Below are 18,134 nucleotides of genomic sequence, written 5' to 3'. Positions count from 1 at the left end.
CCTCTATTTTTGTTCTTCTGACATGTCTATCGCTTCAAACTTAAAGTCTGCTGATGTCAGGTAGTTGACATCATAAGGTCGCCATGTCTGTTTCTTTTTCTTCTTCTTTTTCGTGTCAGGAACGTATTTCTTCATCAGCTTCTTCATCGCTTTCTCAATCTTTCGCTTGTTGGTAGCGAAGAAGACCATACAGATGCGGTTGGGCTGCTGTATCTTCTCTGTGAAGTATTCTTTCAACTGATACGAATAGTTGTCGCGTCCTAACAGAAACTTGGTCTTGCTGTCAATCCATGCACCCTGCACATCCTGTATGTCTGTGACGTAGATGGTCGAATCGGTGAATGATGCCGAGAAACCGAACATATAGACATGTGCCGGTTTGATGGGTTTGGCCATGACCTCGCACGTAAAGGCGAGTGTCAGCATACAGGCAAGGGTGATGTACCTTAGAAAATTCATTGTCCTAAATATGATTTTAATAATTTATTATTCGTACTGTTGCGCAACCGACGGATGGCTTTCTCCTTAATCTGTCGCACACGTTCACGGGTGAGGCCGAACTTGTTACCGATCTCTTCGAGCGTCATCTCTGGCTGTCCAATGCCATAGAAGGCGGTGATGACGTTGCGCTCGCGCTCATTCAACGTTTTCAGAACGGTGGCTATCTCAGAGCGTAGCGACTCTATGACTAGCTGACGGTCTGCCATGGGCGCATCATCGTTGACCAGCACGTCGAGCAGACTGTTGTCCTCTCCATCCACGAAAGGAGCATCTACGGAGACGTGGCGCGAATTGACCATGATGGCCTCATCAACTTTCTCCTGAGGGATGTCCGTCTGCTCTGATATCTCCACTGACGACGGACGTCGCTCGTTCTCCTGCTCAAACTTGTTGAGCATGCGGTTGATCTTATTGACTGACCCTACCTGGTTGAGCGGAACACGTACGATACGGCTCTGTTCGGCAATGGCTTGCAGGATGCTCTGTCGTATCCACCAGACGGCATAGGAGATGAACTTAAAACCTCTTGTCTCGTCGAACTTCTCTGCAGCCTTGATCAATCCCAGGTTGCCCTCATTGATGAGGTCAGGAAGCGAGAGACCTTGGTTCTGATACTGTTTGGCAACAGAAACCACGAATCTTAGGTTAGCCTTCGTCAGTCGCTCCAGTGCCTTGCGGTCACCCTTGCGGATGCGTTGGGCCAATTCCACTTCTTCATCCGTGGAAAGGAGTTCCTCTTTTCCTATCTCTTGTAGGTATTTTTCAAGTGACTCACTCTCACGGTTGGTTATAGATTTCGTGATTTTTAGTTGTCTCATCTGATGTACGTGTTAGTTGATTTTCCAATCTCAGCATGCAAAAGTAAGGTATTTTTCCGGAATAACCAAAAAAATACCTTACTTTTTTCTTACCTCTTACCTCTAACCTCTAACCTCACTCATTCTGCAGGTAAACGACGAAGCCACCTCGTTTTCCAGTGGGGAAGATACCCTTGATGACCAGCATCTGGTCTTTGGCATCTTTGACGGCTTGCTGTAAGTCATCGAACGAACGCATGGGTTGGTCGTTGACAACCTGGATGATGAAGCCCTTGGGTACGCCAGCCTCCTTCATCTTGCCTTCGCTGACCTTCAGCACTTCCAGACCGTAGGAGATCTCCAGCTGTTTCTTCTGTGAGTCGGTAACAGGACGTACGTCAATACCTAACACATCGACATCGGCATTCTTGACCACCTTGGTGTTGCCTTGCTCGTTCTTCAGGGTGAGCGTGGTGGTCTTCTCCTTCTTGTTGCGCAGGTAGGTAATCTTCACCTTGTCGCCCGGACGTTTCTGTGCCATGATGCCCTGCAACTCACCGAACTGCTTCACTTTCTGGTCGTCAATCTTGGTGATGACATCACCCTTTTGCAGACCACCGTCAGCAGCAGCTCCGTCTTCTACGACCTCAGCGATGTAGATACCTTCCATGGTACCCAGGTCAACCTCGTTGCCCTTTTCCTTCTCCACGTCTACGTAAGTGCTGACGTCGCTACCCTTGATGCCAATCATGGCACGTTGGTAGGTACCGTACTTCTTGAAGTCGTCAACAGCCTTGTTGACAATCGAGGTAGGAATAGCGAAGCCATAGCCGATGTTCGAACCGGTAGGCGAAGCCAGCATGGCATTGATACCAATCAGTTCACCACGGGTGTTCACCAGTGCACCACCTGAGTTACCTTGGTTGATGGCGGCATCGGTCTGGATCATCGAGGTGATACCACCCGTATTCATGGTGCGTGCCTTGGCGCTGACGATACCAGCTGTCACCGTGTTGTTCAGTCCCAGCGGGTTACCTACAGCCAGTACCCATTCACCAACCTTCACGTCGTCAGAGTTGGCAATGACGATGGCGGGCAGGTTCTTGGCGTCAATCTTGATAAGTGCCAGGTCAGTGGCCTTGTCAGCACCGATGATGCGTGCAGAGTACTCTTTAGAGTTCTCGTTCAGGGTAACGGTCAGCTCGTCAGCCCCGTCAACCACGTGGTTGTTGGTGACGATGTATCCGTCAGCAGAGATGATGACACCTGAACCGGCAGCAGCGCGCTTAGGTGTCTGTACCTGACGCTTACGTGTACCACCGTTGTTGCCCTGTCCACGTCCGAAGAAGCCACCAAAGGGGTCAGAGAAGAAATCCTCGAAAGGATCACTGTACTCTACGGTCTGTGTCTTTGAGTTGATGACGGACTTGATATAGACGACAGAGGGGAGAGACTTCTCTGCTGCATAGGTCAGGTCTACAGGTTGTCCTGCGGGTGCAGCAGCTGCAGTGGCAGGTGCTGCCTGTGTCTTGTTGCATGAAGCTGCCGAGAATGCGATTACCATCAGGTAAACAGCCGGCATGATAGTCTTTACAATCTTTTTCATATTCGTTATCATTTAATATGTTTAATGAGTCTTGTTTGTTGAATCACGATGCAAATTTAGGGCAACAAAATGAGAAACTGACAATTTGTCGTATCTTTTTGTCGCAATTTAACACTTACCCCCGTTGTCTTAACTGCTGTTAGAAATTAACGGTTAAAACCTTAAAAAACTGACAAAATTAACAATTTTGCCAGTTTTAGTTCCATATTTATTATTAATATTCCCGTTCCCTCCCATTATGGTTAGGGTTAAGGTTAACGTTAGCGTTCCCGTTCCCGTTAAGGTTAACGTTAGGGTTAAGGTTAGCGTTAACGTTGCTCCACGTACTTATGTAGCGTCTTGCGCACAGCCCCGTTACCAGCAAAGAGTTCTTTGACATAGCCCTCAATCTGTTCGCCAAGACCAGCTTCGTAGAGGTCTACTCCAAAGACATCCTTCCGGCAATAGAGTTTCTTCAGCGGACTCCAGTCCTGATCAGGCTTGCCAATCTCCAGGGGTGCAACGATAGCCTGCAGTTCTTCCAACATGGGGTCGGGAGAAGGTTCGAAGGCAGTGCCATCATCCTTGATACCTTTCAGGTAACGCGCATAGCCAGCCAGCGTGAGCGGAATCAGTATAAGGTTGCTCATATCCAAGCCACGGACCAGGTATTTCTTGATGGTCTCACCAAAGCGGATAGGCAACTTCTGTGATGTGTCCATGGCGATACGCTGTGGCGCATCGGGCATGAAGGGGTTGGGCAGACGACGGTTGATGACGGCACCAATGAACTCGTAGGGATTCAGCACCCCGGGGTCAGTCACTACGGGCATGGCCTCCATATAGCCAATCTTCTGGATGAAGGGACGCAGGTCCTCGTCAGCCATCTCTGCAGAGATGAGCGTATAGCCCAGCATGCAGCCATAGATAGACATGGCGGTATGGAGGGGATTCAGACAGGTTGTCACCTTCATGGTCTCCACCTTGTCAACAGTCTCTCGTGTGGTGTAGAGCGCACCACCCAGGTCGAGTGGTGGACGTCCGTTGGTATAGTGGTCTTCAATCACCAGATACTGCACCTCCTCGGCATTCACGAACGGAGCTGTGAAGGTGTGCTTCTCAGTCTCGATATAGTTGTTATCTTCAAAACCATCCTCAGCCAACATGTTCTTCACCTTCTCGTGAGGACGCGGCGTGATCTTGTCAATCATAGACCAAGGGAAGGTAATCTTCTGCTCGTTTTTCAGATAGGCGAGGAAAGCCTCAGGAACCAGTCCGTCCTTCACCCAGCGCTCGGCATAGGCAAAGACACCTGCCTTCACCTTGTCGCCATTGTGTGAACAGTTGTCCATCGACTGTATGGTGAGGGGCAGTTCGCCAGCCTTGAAGCGCTCGAAGAGCAGTGCACATACCTTACCCATTGCAAACAGAGGCTTCATGCCACGGGCGAGGTCAGCCTCGTTATAGGTATAGCCCTTCTCCGTAATGGTGAATGAGATCATCTGCAGCGATGGGTTCTTGAAGATGTCCACCAGTCTGTTCCAGTCTTCAAACTGCGGATCAGCCTTCAGTGCTTCTGTCACGCTGGCGATGACCTTCTTCTCGATAGAACCGTCTGAGCAGAGGTTCACGCAAAGCGACAGGTTGTTATAGGGTGCATAGGCCTTGTCGATGACTTCGAAGTCGAAGGTCTCTGCCACGATGACACCACGGTCGTACTTTCCTGTGTTCAGCGCATCGTTCAGGATGGCTGCGGGGAACGCACGGAAGATGTTACCACCTCCAAAGTGAACCCATGTCGGTTCCTTGGCGGTCTTCTCGCGAACCTCTTTAATATTATACTTAGGCAGTTCATACCCTTTTGCTTCCCATTCTGCGGCATTCATTTGTCCGCTGATAATCTCATTCAGTCTCATAGATAATAAGTTTTTAATTTTTATATGTCTGAGCCGCAAAGCGGCGAATTTAATCTTTAATCTTTAATCTTCAATTCTTCAATTCTTCAATTCTTATTCAAACTGCATCGACTTCGCCGGATGGATATGTGATACCAGGAAACTCGGTGCTATCAGCACCAGGACACTGATGATGAGCGTCGCGATGTTGAGGGCCACAATGATGGGGATGTTGAGTTCCATAGGAGCCGTGTCTACATAATAGCTGGCAGGGTCGAGGGTGATGAACCCCGTCTGTCGTTGGATGACGACCAGTCCGATGCCGATGAGGTCACCCAGCAGCAGACCTCTTCCGATGATGAAGGCGGCAAACCACAGGAAAGTGTGGCGTACCGTCTTGTTGCGGGCGCCCAGCGCCTTGAGCAGTCCAATCATCTGGGTACGTTCCAGGATGATGATAAGCAGTCCGCTAACCATGGTGAATCCTGCCACGCACACCATCAGTACGAGGATGATCCACACGTTGATGTCGAGCAGTTCGAGCCATGAGAATATCTGCGGATAGGCGTCGTGGATATTTTGCGAGGTATAGGTCTCCCCATATTTGTCACTGTCGTGGTTCACCAACCGTTGCACGGCATGCGTCGTCTCGTCCAGTTGGTTGAAGTCTTTAACGAGAATCTCCGCCCCACTGCATTGGTCAGCCTCCCAGCCATTCAGTCGGATGGGTATGCGGTAGTCAGTGAAACAGAGCAGTTGGTCGAACTGCGTCATGTTCGTCTGGTAGATGCCTGAGATGGTGAACTTCCTGGTGCGCACATCATCTTTACCGATAAAGTAGGCAAACACGCGGTCACCCACCTTGAGTGACAGCTTGTCAGCCATCCACTGTGATATCAGCAGTTGGTAGGACAGCTTCTCGCTGCTGAAGACAGGCATCTTGCCGTCTGTCAGGTGCTGTTGCAGGAAGTGGGTGTCATAGTCCTGTCCGATACCCTTGAAGGCCACCCCCATGAAGTCACCCTCTACCTTCAGGATACCCTGTGTCATGGTGTATCGTGCCACATGCTGCACCCCGGACGTCTTCCGCAACTGGCGCATCAGCGTGTCACTGATACAGATAGGTACCGGACTGGCCGTCTGCTGCGCCATAAAGCTCTCTACGCGTATATGACTGCCAAAGCCCACCACCTTGTCACGGATGGTGTGCTTGAAACCGAACACGACACTCACGGTGATAATCATCACCGCCAGTCCGATGGCAACACCAATGGTAGCGATACGGATAGCTGGGCGACTCACCTCCTGGCGGTCACCGTCAGCCTGATAGATTCTTTTGGCTATGAAAAGTGGAAGGTTCATTGCTTACCTCTTGCCTCTCTTCCCTAATCTTTCCTTCCTGGATACGCCTCTAGGGCCTTGCTTAATACTATCAAGGCGCGTTCCAGATCCTCCTTTTTCAATACGTAGGCAATACGTACCTGGTTGATGCCTGCTCCTGGTGTGGTATAGAAACCGGCGGCAGGAGCCATCATCACCGTCTCACCCTCATATTCAAACTCAGAAAGACACCAGCGGCAGAACTTCTCAGCATCGTCAACGGGCAGCTTGGCAACGGTATAGAAAGCACCCATTGGGATGGGCGAGTAGACGCCCGGTATGCGGTTCAGTCCGTCAATCAGACACTTACGACGCTCTACATACTCATCATATACGTCACGATAGTACTCCTCGGGAGCATCCAGCGAAGCCTCGGCAACAATCTGTCCGATGAGGGGAGGGGAGAGACGTGCCTGACAGAACTTCATCACCGCTTTCCTGACCTCGGCATTCTTCGTGATAAGGGCTCCTATGCGGATACCACACTCAGAATAGCGCTTTGATACGGAGTCGATGAGGATGACATTCTGTTCGATGCCTTCCAGATGACAGGCAGAGATATAGGGTGATCCCGTATAGATATATTCACGATACACCTCGTCAGAGAAGAGGTATAGGTCGTATTTCTTCACCAGGTCACGGATCTGGTTCATCTCCCGACGCGTATAGAGATAGCCCGTTGGGTTGTTCGGGTTACAGATCATGATAGCACGCGTACGGTCGTTGATGAGCTCCTCGAATTTCTCCACCTTAGGCAGTGAGAAGCCCTCGTCAATGGTGGTTGCGATGGTACGTATCTTAGCACCCGCAGAGATGGCGAAGGCCATATAGTTGGCGTAGGCAGGCTCCGGAACGATAATCTCGTCACCCGGGTTCAGACACGACAAAAAGGCAAAGAGCACTGCCTCGCTACCCCCTGAGGTGATGATGATATCGTCAGCCGTCACGTTGATGTTGTATTTCGCGTAGTAGCTGACGAGCTTCTCACGGTAGCTGAGATAGCCCTGTGAGGGAGAATACTCAAGGATGTTTCTGTCGATTTTCTTCAGGGCGTCCAGTCCTACTTGTGGTGTTGGCAGGTCAGGTTGTCCGATGTTCAGATGATAGACTTTCGTACCGCGTTTCTTAGCGGCAGCGGCCAGGGGTGCGAGTTTCCTGATAGGAGACTCCGGCATTTCCAGTCCGCGTACTGATATTTCTGGCATAATACTCTTATTTTCGTATTTTGCATGCAAAGGTACAATTTCGTGAGCAAAAATCCAAATTTTTTTTGGTGTTTCCCTTTTTATATGTAATTTTGCACGACGAAATCAAGAAAGAGCGTATGAACTACGAGGAATTGTTAGCAACGAAAAGCAGCGGAAAGCAGAATTTGACACATTTACCCATCGGTGACTATTACCGTACGCAGATTGACGAGAAGTATCGGGGCATCATCAAGATTAATCCCCAACTGCATCAGCAGATTGTGTTTACCAAGGCACTGCAGAAGGAGTGCCAGGAGAATGGCAAGCTGTCGAATGTCCACCAGTTGCACTTTGCACCATCAACCGACGAGAAGGAGATTAGTCAGCTGGATATAGAGATAGGAACGTACCTGTCTTTTGAGCAGTTGCTCAACGAGTCACCTGCCGTCGTTGCCCAGAAGGGTTTCATCGACGAGGTAATGCGGTCGCTGGTTGACATCACCACCTACCTCCACCAGCAAGGCATCTACCATGTCTGCTTCTCACCCCGCACGGTGTTTGTCAGGAAAGGTGACCATGCCGTGAAGCTGTTGTCGCACGGTTCCTATTACCTGGGTATGAAGGACCAGCAGGCGTTCTATGGCAGCGATGCCGAGTTCGTGGCTCCCGAAGTACTGAATGGTGGTACGGTAGACGAGCGTTGCGACGTATACTCCATCGGTAAGTTCATGAGTGTGCTCTTTGAACGTGCTGAGATGCCGCTGGAATACAAGCAGGCCTTGAAGAAAGCCACCAGTACCGAACCCGAAGAACGGTTCCAGACACCCGAGGAGATGTTGAAAAACCTGCAGAAGCGTCGTCAGACGAAGAACTCCGTGATCAGTCTGGTAGTCGCCTGTGCCATCGCATTGGTGTGCCTGGCAGTCTATTTCGATATGTTCCCTGAGTCGCATCCGGTAGAGTTTGTGAAGCCAGCCCCCGAGAATCCGCAGACCAACCCGTTGGACGAGGGCTTTGACCCATCGACACTGGGTGCTGCTGACGACGAGAGCGTCAGTGACAGTGCTGATATGGCCGCCAATGACGCTGAGTATCAAGCCAAGGCAGAGCAGATTTTCCGCAAGCGTTACGAGAAGGAGGCAGACCGCATCCTCTCGAAAATCTATAACAAAGACTATATGAATGTCAGCGAGAAGAAATTCATGGCTGACAATCAGGCAACCCTCAAGGAACTGATGGAGGTTCAGCAGCAGTTAGGCGAGGAAGCCAGCCTGACTCCCGAGCGCTCCCAACTCATTGCCAGCGAGATTATCGAGCGTATCACCAATGAGAAGAGACGTCAGTTGGGGTCGACAAATGCCCGTGGAATTCAGAAATAAATTAACATAACAACATCATGAGATCAAGAACAGCAACCTGGTTTGAGTGCAAGATAAGCTATGAGAAAGTCATGGAAGACGGCTTGCAGAAGAAAGTAATAGAGAATTATGTCGTTGACGCCCTGAGCTTCACCGAGGCAGAGAAGCGCATCATGGAAGAGATGTCGAGCTATATCAGCGGTGAATTCAAGGTCAAGGACATCAAGATAGCCCCCTATGGAGAGGTGTTCTTCAGCGATGAGGAGATGGCAGACAAGTGGTATAAGGCCAAACTGCAGTTCATCACCATCGACGAGAAGACCGAGAAAGAGAAACGCTCCAACGTCAACTACCTGGTACAGGCCGGAACCCTGAATGGTGCCGTGAAGAACATCGACGAAGTCATGGGCGGCTCCATGATCGACTACGTCATCGCTTCCGTTGCCGAAACCACCCTCATGGACGTCTTTGAGTATAACGCTAACGTTAACCCTAACCCTAACTCTTAACGGTTATTGGTTACCAGTTATTGGTTAATATGTGTTTGAACCGCGAAGCGGTGCGCTCGACCTTTGGTCGCTTGGCTCTGCCAAGAATTCTTCAATTTTTCAATTTTTCAATTCTTCAATTTTAGTTAATGTTTAACGTAAAAGAGAGTCTTCACGCTGTTCTCAGTCACTTGCCTGAGGGTGTCCGACTGGTGGCCATCAGCAAGTTCCATCCCAATGAGTATATCGAGGCAGCCTATGAGGAAGGACAGCGCATCTTTGGTGAGAGCCACGAACAGGAACTACGTGGCAAGGTGGAGACGCTGCCCAAGGATATCCAGTGGCATTTCATCGGTCATCTGCAGACCAACAAGGTGAAGTATATTGCCCCTTACATCACGATGATCGAGGCTGTTGACTCGTTAAAGTTACTTCGTGAGATTGACAAGGAAGCTGCTAAGAATGAGCGTGTTATCGATGTGCTCCTTGAACTGCACATCGCAGAGGAAGAGACGAAATACGGTCTTACGCCTGATGCCTGTCGCCAACTGTTGGCCGATGGTGCCTGGCGTGACTTGAAGCACGTTCGCATCTGTGGTCTGATGATGATGGCCTCCAATGTCGATGACGAGCAACAGATCCGCTCTGAGTTCCGCATCGCCCACAACCTGTTTGACGAACTGAAAGCCCAGTACTTCGCTGACGCCCCCTGGTTCTGCGAACGCTCCTGGGGCATGAGCCACGACTACCTCATCGCCATCGAAGAAGGCTCCACCATGGTCCGCGTCGGCACCACAATCTTTGGACCGAGGGTATATTAAAAATTAAAGATTAAACAAGTACTGTCCTCTCTTCATTTTCCCCCAGTGTATGGCATGCTTGGGACAGTGGTGATAGCAGGCAAGACAATTCGTACAACTGCCGTTATGCTTCCAGCGTGGCGGCAGTCCTTCTATATCATCGACAGGACACAGGCGGGCACATAATCCACACTGGATACAGGCATCCTCGTCCACCCAGAAGTGCTTGTCGGTAATCAGGTGCTTGTTATAGTAGCCACCAATGACGTAGGTATAGGTAAATGGGATGGCACCCTTGATGAGTTCCTCGACACCCTGCTGCTTGTCTTTCACCACCTGACAGATATGTGCTACCTTCTCCCGTGCCGCCGTGATTTTCTGCTGTTCCCGTTCTGGCGTGTCCAGATGCAGGAAAGAGAAACACACGTTAGACTCCGGCATCAGCACGGCAAATGTCGCATCCGTCTGCAACCCCTTAGCGCTCAACTCCTTGTTCAGAATCCGCATCGCATACCCCATATTATCCCCACACGTCGTCACCGCATAAATATAGTTCCCGTTAAGGTTAACGTTAGCGTTCTTAATAAACTCCCTGACGATATGTGGCGGTTGCCATCCGTGAGTAGGGAAGCAGAATCCCAGTCTTTCACCCGGTTGCAAAGTGTAGTGAAGCTTCCCTTTGCGCAACTCGTCGGGGATGTAATATAACGTGTCACCAGTAGCCTCAGCCAGTTGCTGAGCCACCCATTTCGTGTTTCCTGTACCTGAAAAATAGAAAATCATATCACTATTCGTAAAATTATCTGGCTGCGAAATTACGAAATAATTTGCAAATTTGTTTTGTAAACAGCCATAAAGTGCAAAAATAGTGGTAACTTTGCAGGCGATTATGCGATATTTTATCTGGTTTGGCTACGATGGGGCCAACTATCACGGTTGGCAGATACAGCCCAATGGGGTGACGGTGCAGAGTGAGTTGCAGCGTTGTCTGTCGCTGTTGATGCGTGAGGAGGTCAGTGTGACAGGTGCCGGAAGGACGGATGCTGGTGTGCATGCCCGACAGATGGCTGCCCATTTCGACACGGAGCAGGTGTTGGACACCGCCCTGATGGTGAAGAAGTTGAACGGTCTGCTGCACGACGACATTGCCGTATATAGCATCCAGCGGGTGGCTGATGATATGCACGCTCGTTTCTCTGCGACCTCGCGCACGTACCATTATTATATACATACCCATAAGTCGCCGTTCTTGCAACAGTATTCTCTGGAGATACATTATCAGTTGGACTATGCGCTGATGAATGAGGCTGGACGGATACTGATGGAATATGAGGATTTCGGGGCTTTTTGCAAGGCTGGCTCTGACGTGAAGACCACGTTGTGCAAGGTGACAGAGGCCCGTTGGGTGCAGACGTCGCCTACGGAGTGGTATTTCGAGATTACGGCCAACCGCTTCCTGCGTAACATGGTACGTGCTGTGGTAGGAACACTGGTTGAGGTGGGACGTGGTCGCATGTCGCTGGATGAGTTCCGGTTGGTCATTGAGGGTAAGAAACGTACGCAGGCGGGTGAGTCGATGCCAGCGAAAGGACTCTTCCTTGAAGAAATTAAATATTAAAAATTAAAAATTAAATGCGCCGCTTCGCGGCTTAGGAATTAAGAGGTGAGAAATGGTTAAGGTTAACGTTAACGTTAAGGTTAAATATGGCTTGGTTAATTTTAGCATTTATGTCAGCAGCCCTGTTGGGGTGCTATGATTCGTTTAAGAAACAGGCGTTGAAGTCGAATGCCGTTATTCCGGTATTGTTTTTGAATACGTTGTTCTCGTCGCTGATATTCTTGCCGTTTATCGTGCTGAGTGCAACGACGGATACGTTGGATGGTTCTATCTTCTACGTGTCGGATGGTGGATGGAATGAGCATAAGTATATTCTCGTGAAGGCGCTGATCGTGCTGTCCAGCTGGGTGCTGGGCTATTTCGGCATGAAGCACCTGCCGCTGACGATAGTTGGTCCGATTAATGCCACACGTCCGGTGATGGTGTTGGTGGGTGCCCTGCTGGTGTTTGGCGAGCGACTGAACGGATGGCAGTGGGCTGGTGTGGCACTGGCGGTGCTCTCCTTCCTGCTGTTGAGCAAGAGTGGCAAGAAAGAAGGTATCGACTTCAAGCACGACCACTGGATATGGATGATAGTGGGTGCGTCGGCACTGGGTGCTGTCAGTGGCCTGTACGACAAATACCTGATGGCTCCGGTAGAGAGTGGGGGCGTCGGACTGAACCGTATGCTGGTGCAGGCATGGTATAACTTCTACCAATGTGGGTTGATGCTGGCCATGTTGGTGATTATCTGGTGGCCCCATCGTAAGGAGATCACCCCGTTCCACTGGCATTGGTCGATTGTTGGGGTGAGCCTGTTCCTGTCTACAGCAGACTTCATGTATTTCTACTCGCTGTCGATGCCGGAAGCGATGATATCCATTGTGTCTATGGTGCGCAGAGGTAGTGTGGTGGTCAGTTTCCTGTTCGGAGCAGCCTTCTTTCACGAGAAGAACCTTAAGGCGAAGGCTTTCGACCTGGCATTAGTCTTGTTGGGAATGATCTTCCTCGCTATCGGCAGTGCGTAGGATGATGCTGGTGGCACCTAAGGTGAAGAGGGTGCCATCCTCTATGATGCGACGTTCGCGGGGCTGTAACTCCACGTCACCCACAAACGTACCGGTATTGCTGTTGTTGTCAAAAAGTGTATAGCGAAGACCGCCCTTCTTGTCGCGGCTGACATTGATGGTGCAGTGGTTCAGGTCTACACTGGGGTCGACGGTCTCGAACGTGCAGTTGGCTGGATTCCCTTTTTGGTAGCGGCCTATCACGTTGTTGCCCATCTGCAGGGGAATGACCTGTTTGAAGTGGAACACGTTCTCAATGACGATGATGCAGCCAGTTTTAGAGGTGAGAGGTGAGAGGTCAGAGGTGAGAGAATTGTTGGAGGTGAGTTGGTCTAATTCTTTGGATTCCTCTTTCTGGGTACTGCGTAGTTTGGATACGCCGATGCGAATGCCAAACTCCTTTCCGCACTCATTGCACTTGAATACCAACGACTGACCAGACGTGTATTTCGTCTCGTCAAACGTGATGTAGCTGTCGCACTTGGGGCATCTTACACGTTTCATGCTTTATACTTCTGCTTTTTTCTTGTAAACCCAAGCTTCTTCAAAGCCCGGTTTCTGATTCAGCTTTTGTTTCTTGCTGTTGGCTTCAGCCTCAGTGTCATACTCACCGCACAGCACGCGAACAACATTCTTGTAGATGTAAATACGGGCTTCGGGATATCCCTGACGGTGAAGCTGCTCAACAAAATCCTCGGCATTGCTCTTTCTGACCTGACTGGCAACCACCACGCAATAGCGCTTGGCATTGGCACTCTCTTCAGCCTGCTTCGGAGTGGTGTCCTCCTTTTTGCTGACGGGACTCGTCTGGACGTTCTTCGTGGGAATGGTGTCTTTGACGGGGTCAGCGGGAATGACGTTGCTGTCCTTGGGCATCAGCTTGTAGATGATGTTGCCCTGCAGGTTACTCATCGTGCGCGTACCTAAATCACTATTAATGACCGGTGTGCTCATGAGGAAGAAAGCAATGATGGCGGCAGCAACGGCTACCGTATTGCGAATCCACGACATCTTGATGCGTAACACATCACTGTGGTTATCGGTATCACTGGTCTCTCCGAATTCTATCAAGGCAGGTTCTTCCTCCTGCTGTTCTGCTATCTCGTGTCGGGTAGGGAGTAGCACCTGCTTGGCAGCAGTCTTCTCTTCCATCTTTCCTGTCTTCAGCTTCTGGAACTGGAAAGAATTAAGGCCATACAGCTCTGGAGAGAGGATGCCCGACTCATAGGGCTCAAACTCGTAGTTACCCTCCTGGTTGACGGTCAGCGTACCGAGGTTGCTCATGGCGTAGCTGCCTTGCTCGCTCAAGATGTCCTTCAGTTCCTTTACCTCTTCTTCTATCCTGCGCATAGCCTCAGGATAGCTGATGTCGTACGCTTCCACATAGGACTGTGCCAATACGGAATCGTTCAGTCGCAACTGCGGATTGAAGCCGAGTGTCCGTAGAGGAGGAATAAAAGATTGGTCGTCGGCATCATATCGTGCAGCGACGTAATGTGTCATAAATCCCCCAAAATCAGGCACTATCACACATTCGTTCTCCAAAAGGAGTATCTCTATATGTCGATTTAACTCAATCATCGTCTGCAAAATTACGATTTTTTTACGAAACAAACAAGTGTTGTGCCAAAAATTTTTTGTACCTTTGTACCCAATAAAAGTTATAATAACGAGTTAATGGAATACAAAGAAACTTTAATCAAAGGGGTGTATGTTATTGAACCACGCGTATTTAACGATTCGCGCGGATACTTTTTTGAGGCTTGGAAGAAGGAGGAATTCGAACAGCATATTGGTAAGATAGACTTCGTTCAGGACAACGAGTCGAAGTCCAGCTATGGTGTCTTGCGCGGCCTGCACTACCAGAAGGGCGCCTGTTCACAGGCAAAGCTGGTACGTGTCATCAAGGGCAAGGTGCTCGACGTGGCTGTCGATATCCGCAAGTCGAGTCCTACGTTTGGCAAGCATGTCATGGTGGAGCTGAGTGACGAGAACAAGCGTCAGTTCTTTATTCCCCGTGGCTTTGCCCATGGCTTCCTCGTATTAAGCGACGAGGCTATCTTCTGTTATAAGGTGGATAATGCCTATGCCCCACAGGCTGATGCCGGTATCCGTTGGAACGATCCCGACGTAGGCATCCAGTGGCCTATCGACCTCGGCAAGGTCATCACCAGTGAGAAAGACCTGAAGCAGCCCTTCCTGAAGGACGCGGAAGTCTTCGAATAGATTAAAGATTAAAAATTAAAGATTAAATTCGCCGCTTCGCGGCTCAGAGATATGAATATAGCAATTGTAGGAACAGGATATGTGGGTCTGGTATCAGGAACATGTTTTGCTGATACGGGTGCCAATGTGACGTGTGTTGATGTAGACGCACAGAAGATAGAACGTCTGAAGAACGGTGAGATACCCATTTTCGAACCGGGTCTTGACGAGCTCGTTCTTAAGAATGTCAAGGCAGGACGACTGCATTTCACCACCGACCTGGCTTCAGTGCTCGACGATGTGCAGATCGTGTTCTCTGCCGTGGGAACACCCCCTGACGAGGATGGCTCTGCCGACTTGAAATACGTGCTGCAGGTGGCTCGTACCATCGGTCAGCATATCAACCACTATACGGTGGTGGTCACCAAGTCGACAGTTCCTGTAGGAACGGCTGCCAAAGTGCGCAAGACCATTGAGGAAGAGTTGGAGAAGCGTGGCATCAAGGACCTGGAGTTCGATGTGGCCTCTAACCCTGAGTTCCTCAAGGAGGGTAACGCCATCAAGGACTTCATGTCACCCGACCGTGTGGTTGTCGGTGTGGAGAGCGAGCACGCCAAGAAAGTGCTCACCAAACTCTACAAGCCCTTCCTGCTGAATAACTTCCGTGTGATCTTCATGGATATCCCCTCGGCAGAGATGACCAAATATGCTGCCAACTCGATGCTGGCCACCCGTATCTCGTTCATGAACGACATTGCCAACCTGTGCGAACGGGTAGGGGCTGACGTTAACATGGTACGTGCAGGTATTGGTGCCGACACCCGTATTGGTCGTAAGTTCCTCTATGCCGGCTGTGGCTATGGCGGCAGCTGTTTCCCCAAGGATGTGAAGGCCCTCATCAAGACGGCCGACCAGAACGGCTATTCGATGGAAGTGCTGAAGGCTGTCGAGCGTGTCAACGAGCGTCAGAAGAGCATCCTCTTCGAGAAACTGCAGAAAGCCTATGGTGGTCAGTCGCTCAAGGGCAAGACCATTGCCATGTGGGGCCTCTCTTTCAAGCCCGAGACTGACGATATGCGCGAATCCACCGCACTGGTGATGATCAAGCTGTTGCAGGATGCTGGCTGTACCATCCGTGCCTACGACCCTGTCGCCATGGATGAGTGCAATCGCAGGATAGGCGACACGGTGACCTACTGTAATGATATGTACGATGCCGTGCTGGATGCTGATGCCCTGCTGTTGCTGACCGAGTGGAAGGAGTTCCGTCTGCCTACGTGGGCAGTCATCAAGAAAGCCATGCGTCGTCCGCTGGTCATCGACGGCCGTAACATCTTCGATTCAGAAGAGTTGGCAGAGAACGGCTTTGAATACCATTGTATTGGAAAATAAATGAAATACTACCTAAAAGTGCTCGCCCTTATGATGATGCTCGCCACAGCGATTACCAGCTGTGGTGGGCGTCAGGGCAATCCTGCTGACGCTCCGGAGAGTCTGGAGGCCAAGCAGTTGCTCCAGGGTGTCTGGGTGGATGATGACACGGAGGATGTGGTCTTCAAGATACAAGGCGACAGCGTGTTCTATGCCGATTCCACCAGTGTGCCCTCCTATTTCAAGGTGGTGGGCGATACGCTTTATATCGGAAGTACGGCACGATATCATATCGAGAAACACACAGAGCATGTGTTGTGGTTCAGGGGACAGAACGACGAACTGATGAAGCTCAACAAGGATGACGACCTCAAGGACGACTTCCAGCGCGAGGATACGAAGGTGCTGACGCTGACCAGCGTGCTGAAGCGCGATACCGTCGTCTTCTGGAACAACGAGCGCTACCACCTCTATATCGCCATCAATCCGACGAAATACAAGGTCACGCGTCATACGTTGAATGAAGACGGGCTGGACGTGGAGAATGTCTACTACGACAACATCATCCACCTCAGCATCTTCCGTGGCGACCGTCAGCTGTTCTCCAAGGACTTCCGCAAGCAGCAGTACCAGAAGCGTGTCCCTGAGCAGTTGCTGGCACAGTCGGTGCTCAACGACCTGCAGTATGACAAGACCGACGCCAAGGGTTTCCATCTCAACGCCTCCATCTGCGTACCGGGTGATGCTTCCTGTTACCTGGTGGAGAACGTCATCTCGTTTGATGGCAAGCAGACCACTAACTTGTTGGAATATTGAAAGTAACACTCTTACAAACAGACATCCGCTGGGCACAGCCTGAGGCTAACATGCAGGAGGCTGCGCGACTGCTCGATGCACATCCGGACAGCGACCTCTATGTGCTGCCTGAGATGTGGACGACAGGCTTTGCCACCAAGCCCGAGGGTATCGCCCATCAGGAGTGCGACAACAGTGCGCTGCAGTGGATGCAAGAGGAAGCCCGACAGCGCCACTGTGCCATCAGTGGCAGTGTGGCCCTCCAGCTGACTGACGGCACCTATCGCAACCGCCATTATTTCGTTGACGGACGACTCGGTAGCGTTTCCTACTACGACAAGCACCATCTCTTTACCTATGGCCATGAAGACCGCTACTATACGGCAGGTCAACAGCATGCCATCGTTGAATTCGCGGGTTCTCGCCTCTTGTTGCTCACCTGCTACGACCTCCGCTTCCCCTGTTGGAGCCGCTATGCTACCGACCGCGCCTACGATGCCATCGTGGTTGTTGCCAACTGGCCCGAGTCGCGTCAGTCGGCCTGGCAGATCCTCACGCGGGCACGAGCCATCGAGAACCAGTGCTATCTGATAGGTGTCAACAGGGTGGGCGACGATGCCTATAGCCACTATGCCGGTGCCAGTGTGGTGGTGGATGCTATCGGACGCACCCTGGCACAATGTCAGAAACACCTCCAACAAGGCCTTACCGTCGAGTTGGATTTGGCAGAATTAGCGCGAAGAAGGGCAAAATTCCGCGTTCTGGACGACCGTGACGAATAAAACTCTTAAAAATTCCTTAATTCTTTCGTTTTCTTTCGTTTTCTTTCGTTTATTTCCCAAATTTTTTCTACCTTTGTACGCTAATAAAAAATAGGTAAAATGCGTCAGCGGGCTTTAAAATGGCCTTAAACGCGAAATAACAATAAACGTTGGAGATTAAAGATTAAAAATTAAAGATTAAATTCTTTGCAAGCAAAGCGACCATAGGTCGAGCGCGCTTCGCTCAGAAAGCGACCATAGGTCGAGCGCGCTTCGCTCAGAACTAACCTCCAAGTGGTTAACGTTAGGGTTAAGGTTAAGGTTAGGGTTAGGGTTACCAATTGTAA

Annotated in this window: 18 protein-coding genes; 9 read left to right on the top strand and 9 right to left on the bottom strand. The window is 50.5% G+C overall.

The window, feature by feature from the left end:
- Window positions 1-3: 3 nt before the first annotated feature.
- The 6 genes from BLU47_RS03105 to BLU47_RS03080 all read right to left on the bottom strand — a co-directional run bounded on the left by BLU47_RS03105 (window position 4) and on the right by BLU47_RS03080 (window position 7,363).
- Window positions 4-459, bottom strand: coding sequence for a hypothetical protein (locus BLU47_RS03105; protein WP_143025441.1), 456 nt, complete (start codon window positions 457-459; stop codon window positions 4-6).
- Window positions 456-1,319, bottom strand: coding sequence for a sigma-70 family RNA polymerase sigma factor (locus BLU47_RS03100; RefSeq protein WP_091958221.1), 864 nt, complete (start codon window positions 1,317-1,319; stop codon window positions 456-458). The genes BLU47_RS03105 and BLU47_RS03100 overlap by 4 nt, the downstream gene beginning before the upstream one ends.
- Window positions 1,320-1,434: 115 nt before the next feature.
- Window positions 1,435-2,904: a trypsin-like peptidase domain-containing protein gene (locus BLU47_RS03095; protein WP_091958218.1), complete on the bottom strand. Its 1,470-nt coding sequence runs from the start codon at window positions 2,902-2,904 to the stop codon at window positions 1,435-1,437.
- A 308-nt stretch (window positions 2,905-3,212) separates the two neighbouring features.
- Window positions 3,213-4,799 (bottom strand): mannitol dehydrogenase family protein, encoded by a 1,587-nt coding sequence (locus tag BLU47_RS03090; RefSeq protein WP_091958215.1) that lies wholly within the window; start codon window positions 4,797-4,799, stop codon window positions 3,213-3,215.
- A gap of 93 nt (window positions 4,800-4,892) precedes the next feature.
- A complete protein-coding gene (locus BLU47_RS03085) occupies window positions 4,893-6,140 on the bottom strand; it encodes an ABC transporter permease (protein ID WP_091958213.1) in 1,248 nt (415 codons plus the stop codon).
- Between the two features lie 23 nt (window positions 6,141-6,163).
- Window positions 6,164-7,363, bottom strand: coding sequence for a pyridoxal phosphate-dependent aminotransferase (locus BLU47_RS03080; RefSeq protein WP_091958210.1), 1,200 nt, complete (start codon window positions 7,361-7,363; stop codon window positions 6,164-6,166).
- Window positions 7,364-7,455: 92 nt separating this feature from the next.
- Here BLU47_RS03080 and BLU47_RS03075 point away from each other — a divergent pair, with 92 nt between their 5' ends.
- The 3 genes from BLU47_RS03075 to BLU47_RS03065 all read left to right on the top strand — a co-directional run bounded on the left by BLU47_RS03075 (window position 7,456) and on the right by BLU47_RS03065 (window position 10,012).
- Window positions 7,456-8,724 (top strand): protein kinase domain-containing protein, encoded by a 1,269-nt coding sequence (locus tag BLU47_RS03075; protein ID WP_176780424.1) that lies wholly within the window; start codon window positions 7,456-7,458, stop codon window positions 8,722-8,724.
- A 17-nt stretch (window positions 8,725-8,741) separates the two neighbouring features.
- Complete coding sequence (locus tag BLU47_RS03070; RefSeq protein ID WP_091958205.1) at window positions 8,742-9,212, top strand: DUF4494 domain-containing protein; 471 nt, start codon at window positions 8,742-8,744, stop codon at window positions 9,210-9,212.
- A 128-nt stretch (window positions 9,213-9,340) separates the two neighbouring features.
- Window positions 9,341-10,012 carry a YggS family pyridoxal phosphate-dependent enzyme gene (locus BLU47_RS03065; protein ID WP_091958202.1) on the top strand — a complete coding sequence of 224 codons (672 nt, stop codon included), beginning with the start codon at window positions 9,341-9,343 and terminating at the stop codon, window positions 10,010-10,012.
- A 3-nt stretch (window positions 10,013-10,015) separates the two neighbouring features.
- Here the strand turns inward: BLU47_RS03065 and BLU47_RS03060 are convergent, their stop codons facing one another.
- A complete protein-coding gene (locus BLU47_RS03060) occupies window positions 10,016-10,774 on the bottom strand; it encodes an EFR1 family ferrodoxin (protein WP_091958199.1) in 759 nt (252 codons plus the stop codon).
- A 103-nt stretch (window positions 10,775-10,877) separates the two neighbouring features.
- Between BLU47_RS03060 and truA the strand changes: the two genes are divergently transcribed.
- Both truA and BLU47_RS03050 read left to right on the top strand, forming a co-directional pair.
- Window positions 10,878-11,609, top strand: a complete 732-nt coding sequence (gene truA, locus BLU47_RS03055) for a tRNA pseudouridine(38-40) synthase TruA (RefSeq protein WP_091958380.1) — start codon at window positions 10,878-10,880, stop codon at window positions 11,607-11,609.
- Between the two features lie 86 nt (window positions 11,610-11,695).
- A complete protein-coding gene (locus BLU47_RS03050) occupies window positions 11,696-12,616 on the top strand; it encodes a DMT family transporter (RefSeq protein ID WP_091958196.1) in 921 nt (306 codons plus the stop codon).
- Here BLU47_RS03050 and BLU47_RS03045 read toward each other — a convergent pair.
- Together BLU47_RS03045 and BLU47_RS03040 are read right to left on the bottom strand one after the other, a co-directional pair.
- Window positions 12,572-13,159, bottom strand: coding sequence for an FHA domain-containing protein (locus tag BLU47_RS03045; protein WP_091958194.1), 588 nt, complete (start codon window positions 13,157-13,159; stop codon window positions 12,572-12,574). The two genes, BLU47_RS03050 and BLU47_RS03045, sit on opposite strands and share 45 nt — an antisense overlap.
- Before the next feature lie 3 nt (window positions 13,160-13,162).
- The gene (locus BLU47_RS03040; RefSeq protein ID WP_091958191.1) at window positions 13,163-14,236 is read right to left on the bottom strand and encodes an HU domain-containing protein; all 1,074 of its coding nucleotides are present in this window, start codon (window positions 14,234-14,236) and stop codon (window positions 13,163-13,165) included.
- Window positions 14,237-14,332: 96 nt separating this feature from the next.
- On the opposite strand from BLU47_RS03040, the gene rfbC reads away from it, so the two are divergent.
- Genes rfbC through BLU47_RS03020 form a run of 4 tightly spaced genes read left to right on the top strand, consistent with a single transcriptional unit; the run spans window position 14,333 to window position 17,808 of the window.
- Window positions 14,333-14,881 (top strand): dTDP-4-dehydrorhamnose 3,5-epimerase, encoded by a 549-nt coding sequence (gene rfbC, locus BLU47_RS03035; RefSeq protein WP_091958188.1) that lies wholly within the window; start codon window positions 14,333-14,335, stop codon window positions 14,879-14,881.
- 51 nt (window positions 14,882-14,932) lie between these two features.
- Entirely contained in the window at window positions 14,933-16,252 is a 1,320-nt protein-coding gene (locus BLU47_RS03030; RefSeq protein WP_091958186.1) for a UDP-glucose dehydrogenase family protein, read from the top strand.
- A complete protein-coding gene (locus tag BLU47_RS03025; protein ID WP_091958183.1) occupies window positions 16,253-17,047 on the top strand; it encodes a DUF4738 domain-containing protein in 795 nt (264 codons plus the stop codon).
- Window positions 17,044-17,808 carry a nitrilase-related carbon-nitrogen hydrolase gene (locus BLU47_RS03020; RefSeq protein WP_091958181.1) on the top strand — a complete coding sequence of 255 codons (765 nt, stop codon included), beginning with the start codon at window positions 17,044-17,046 and terminating at the stop codon, window positions 17,806-17,808. Before BLU47_RS03025 ends, BLU47_RS03020 begins: the two co-directional genes overlap by 4 nt.
- The last annotated feature ends 326 nt before the right edge of the window (window positions 17,809-18,134 follow it).

Origin of the sequence: Prevotella sp. tc2-28 (genome assembly GCF_900107705.1) — a bacterium.
Classification (GTDB): Bacteria; Bacteroidota; Bacteroidia; order Bacteroidales; family Bacteroidaceae; genus Prevotella.
This window is presented reverse-complemented; position numbering and strand designations above follow the sequence as displayed.

Coding starts and splice junctions, on each gene's coding strand:
- BLU47_RS03100 (WP_091958221.1), bottom strand. CDS start 1,319: ATGAGACAACTAAAAATCACGAAATCTATAACCAACCGTGAGAGTGAG.
- BLU47_RS03030 (WP_091958186.1), top strand. CDS start 14,933: ATGAATATAGCAATTGTAGGAACAGGATATGTGGGTCTGGTATCAGGA.
- BLU47_RS03025 (WP_091958183.1), top strand. CDS start 16,253: ATGAAATACTACCTAAAAGTGCTCGCCCTTATGATGATGCTCGCCACA.
- rfbC (WP_091958188.1), top strand. CDS start 14,333: ATGGAATACAAAGAAACTTTAATCAAAGGGGTGTATGTTATTGAACCA.
- BLU47_RS03105 (WP_143025441.1), bottom strand. CDS start 459: ATGAATTTTCTAAGGTACATCACCCTTGCCTGTATGCTGACACTCGCC.
- BLU47_RS03070 (WP_091958205.1), top strand. CDS start 8,742: ATGAGATCAAGAACAGCAACCTGGTTTGAGTGCAAGATAAGCTATGAG.
- BLU47_RS03065 (WP_091958202.1), top strand. CDS start 9,341: ATGTTTAACGTAAAAGAGAGTCTTCACGCTGTTCTCAGTCACTTGCCT.
- BLU47_RS03090 (WP_091958215.1), bottom strand. CDS start 4,799: ATGAGACTGAATGAGATTATCAGCGGACAAATGAATGCCGCAGAATGG.
- BLU47_RS03040 (WP_091958191.1), bottom strand. CDS start 14,236: ATGATTGAGTTAAATCGACATATAGAGATACTCCTTTTGGAGAACGAA.
- BLU47_RS03060 (WP_091958199.1), bottom strand. CDS start 10,774: ATGATTTTCTATTTTTCAGGTACAGGAAACACGAAATGGGTGGCTCAG.
- BLU47_RS03095 (WP_091958218.1), bottom strand. CDS start 2,904: ATGAAAAAGATTGTAAAGACTATCATGCCGGCTGTTTACCTGATGGTA.
- BLU47_RS03050 (WP_091958196.1), top strand. CDS start 11,696: ATGGCTTGGTTAATTTTAGCATTTATGTCAGCAGCCCTGTTGGGGTGC.
- BLU47_RS03085 (WP_091958213.1), bottom strand. CDS start 6,140: ATGAACCTTCCACTTTTCATAGCCAAAAGAATCTATCAGGCTGACGGT.
- BLU47_RS03080 (WP_091958210.1), bottom strand. CDS start 7,363: ATGCCAGAAATATCAGTACGCGGACTGGAAATGCCGGAGTCTCCTATC.
- BLU47_RS03045 (WP_091958194.1), bottom strand. CDS start 13,159: ATGAAACGTGTAAGATGCCCCAAGTGCGACAGCTACATCACGTTTGAC.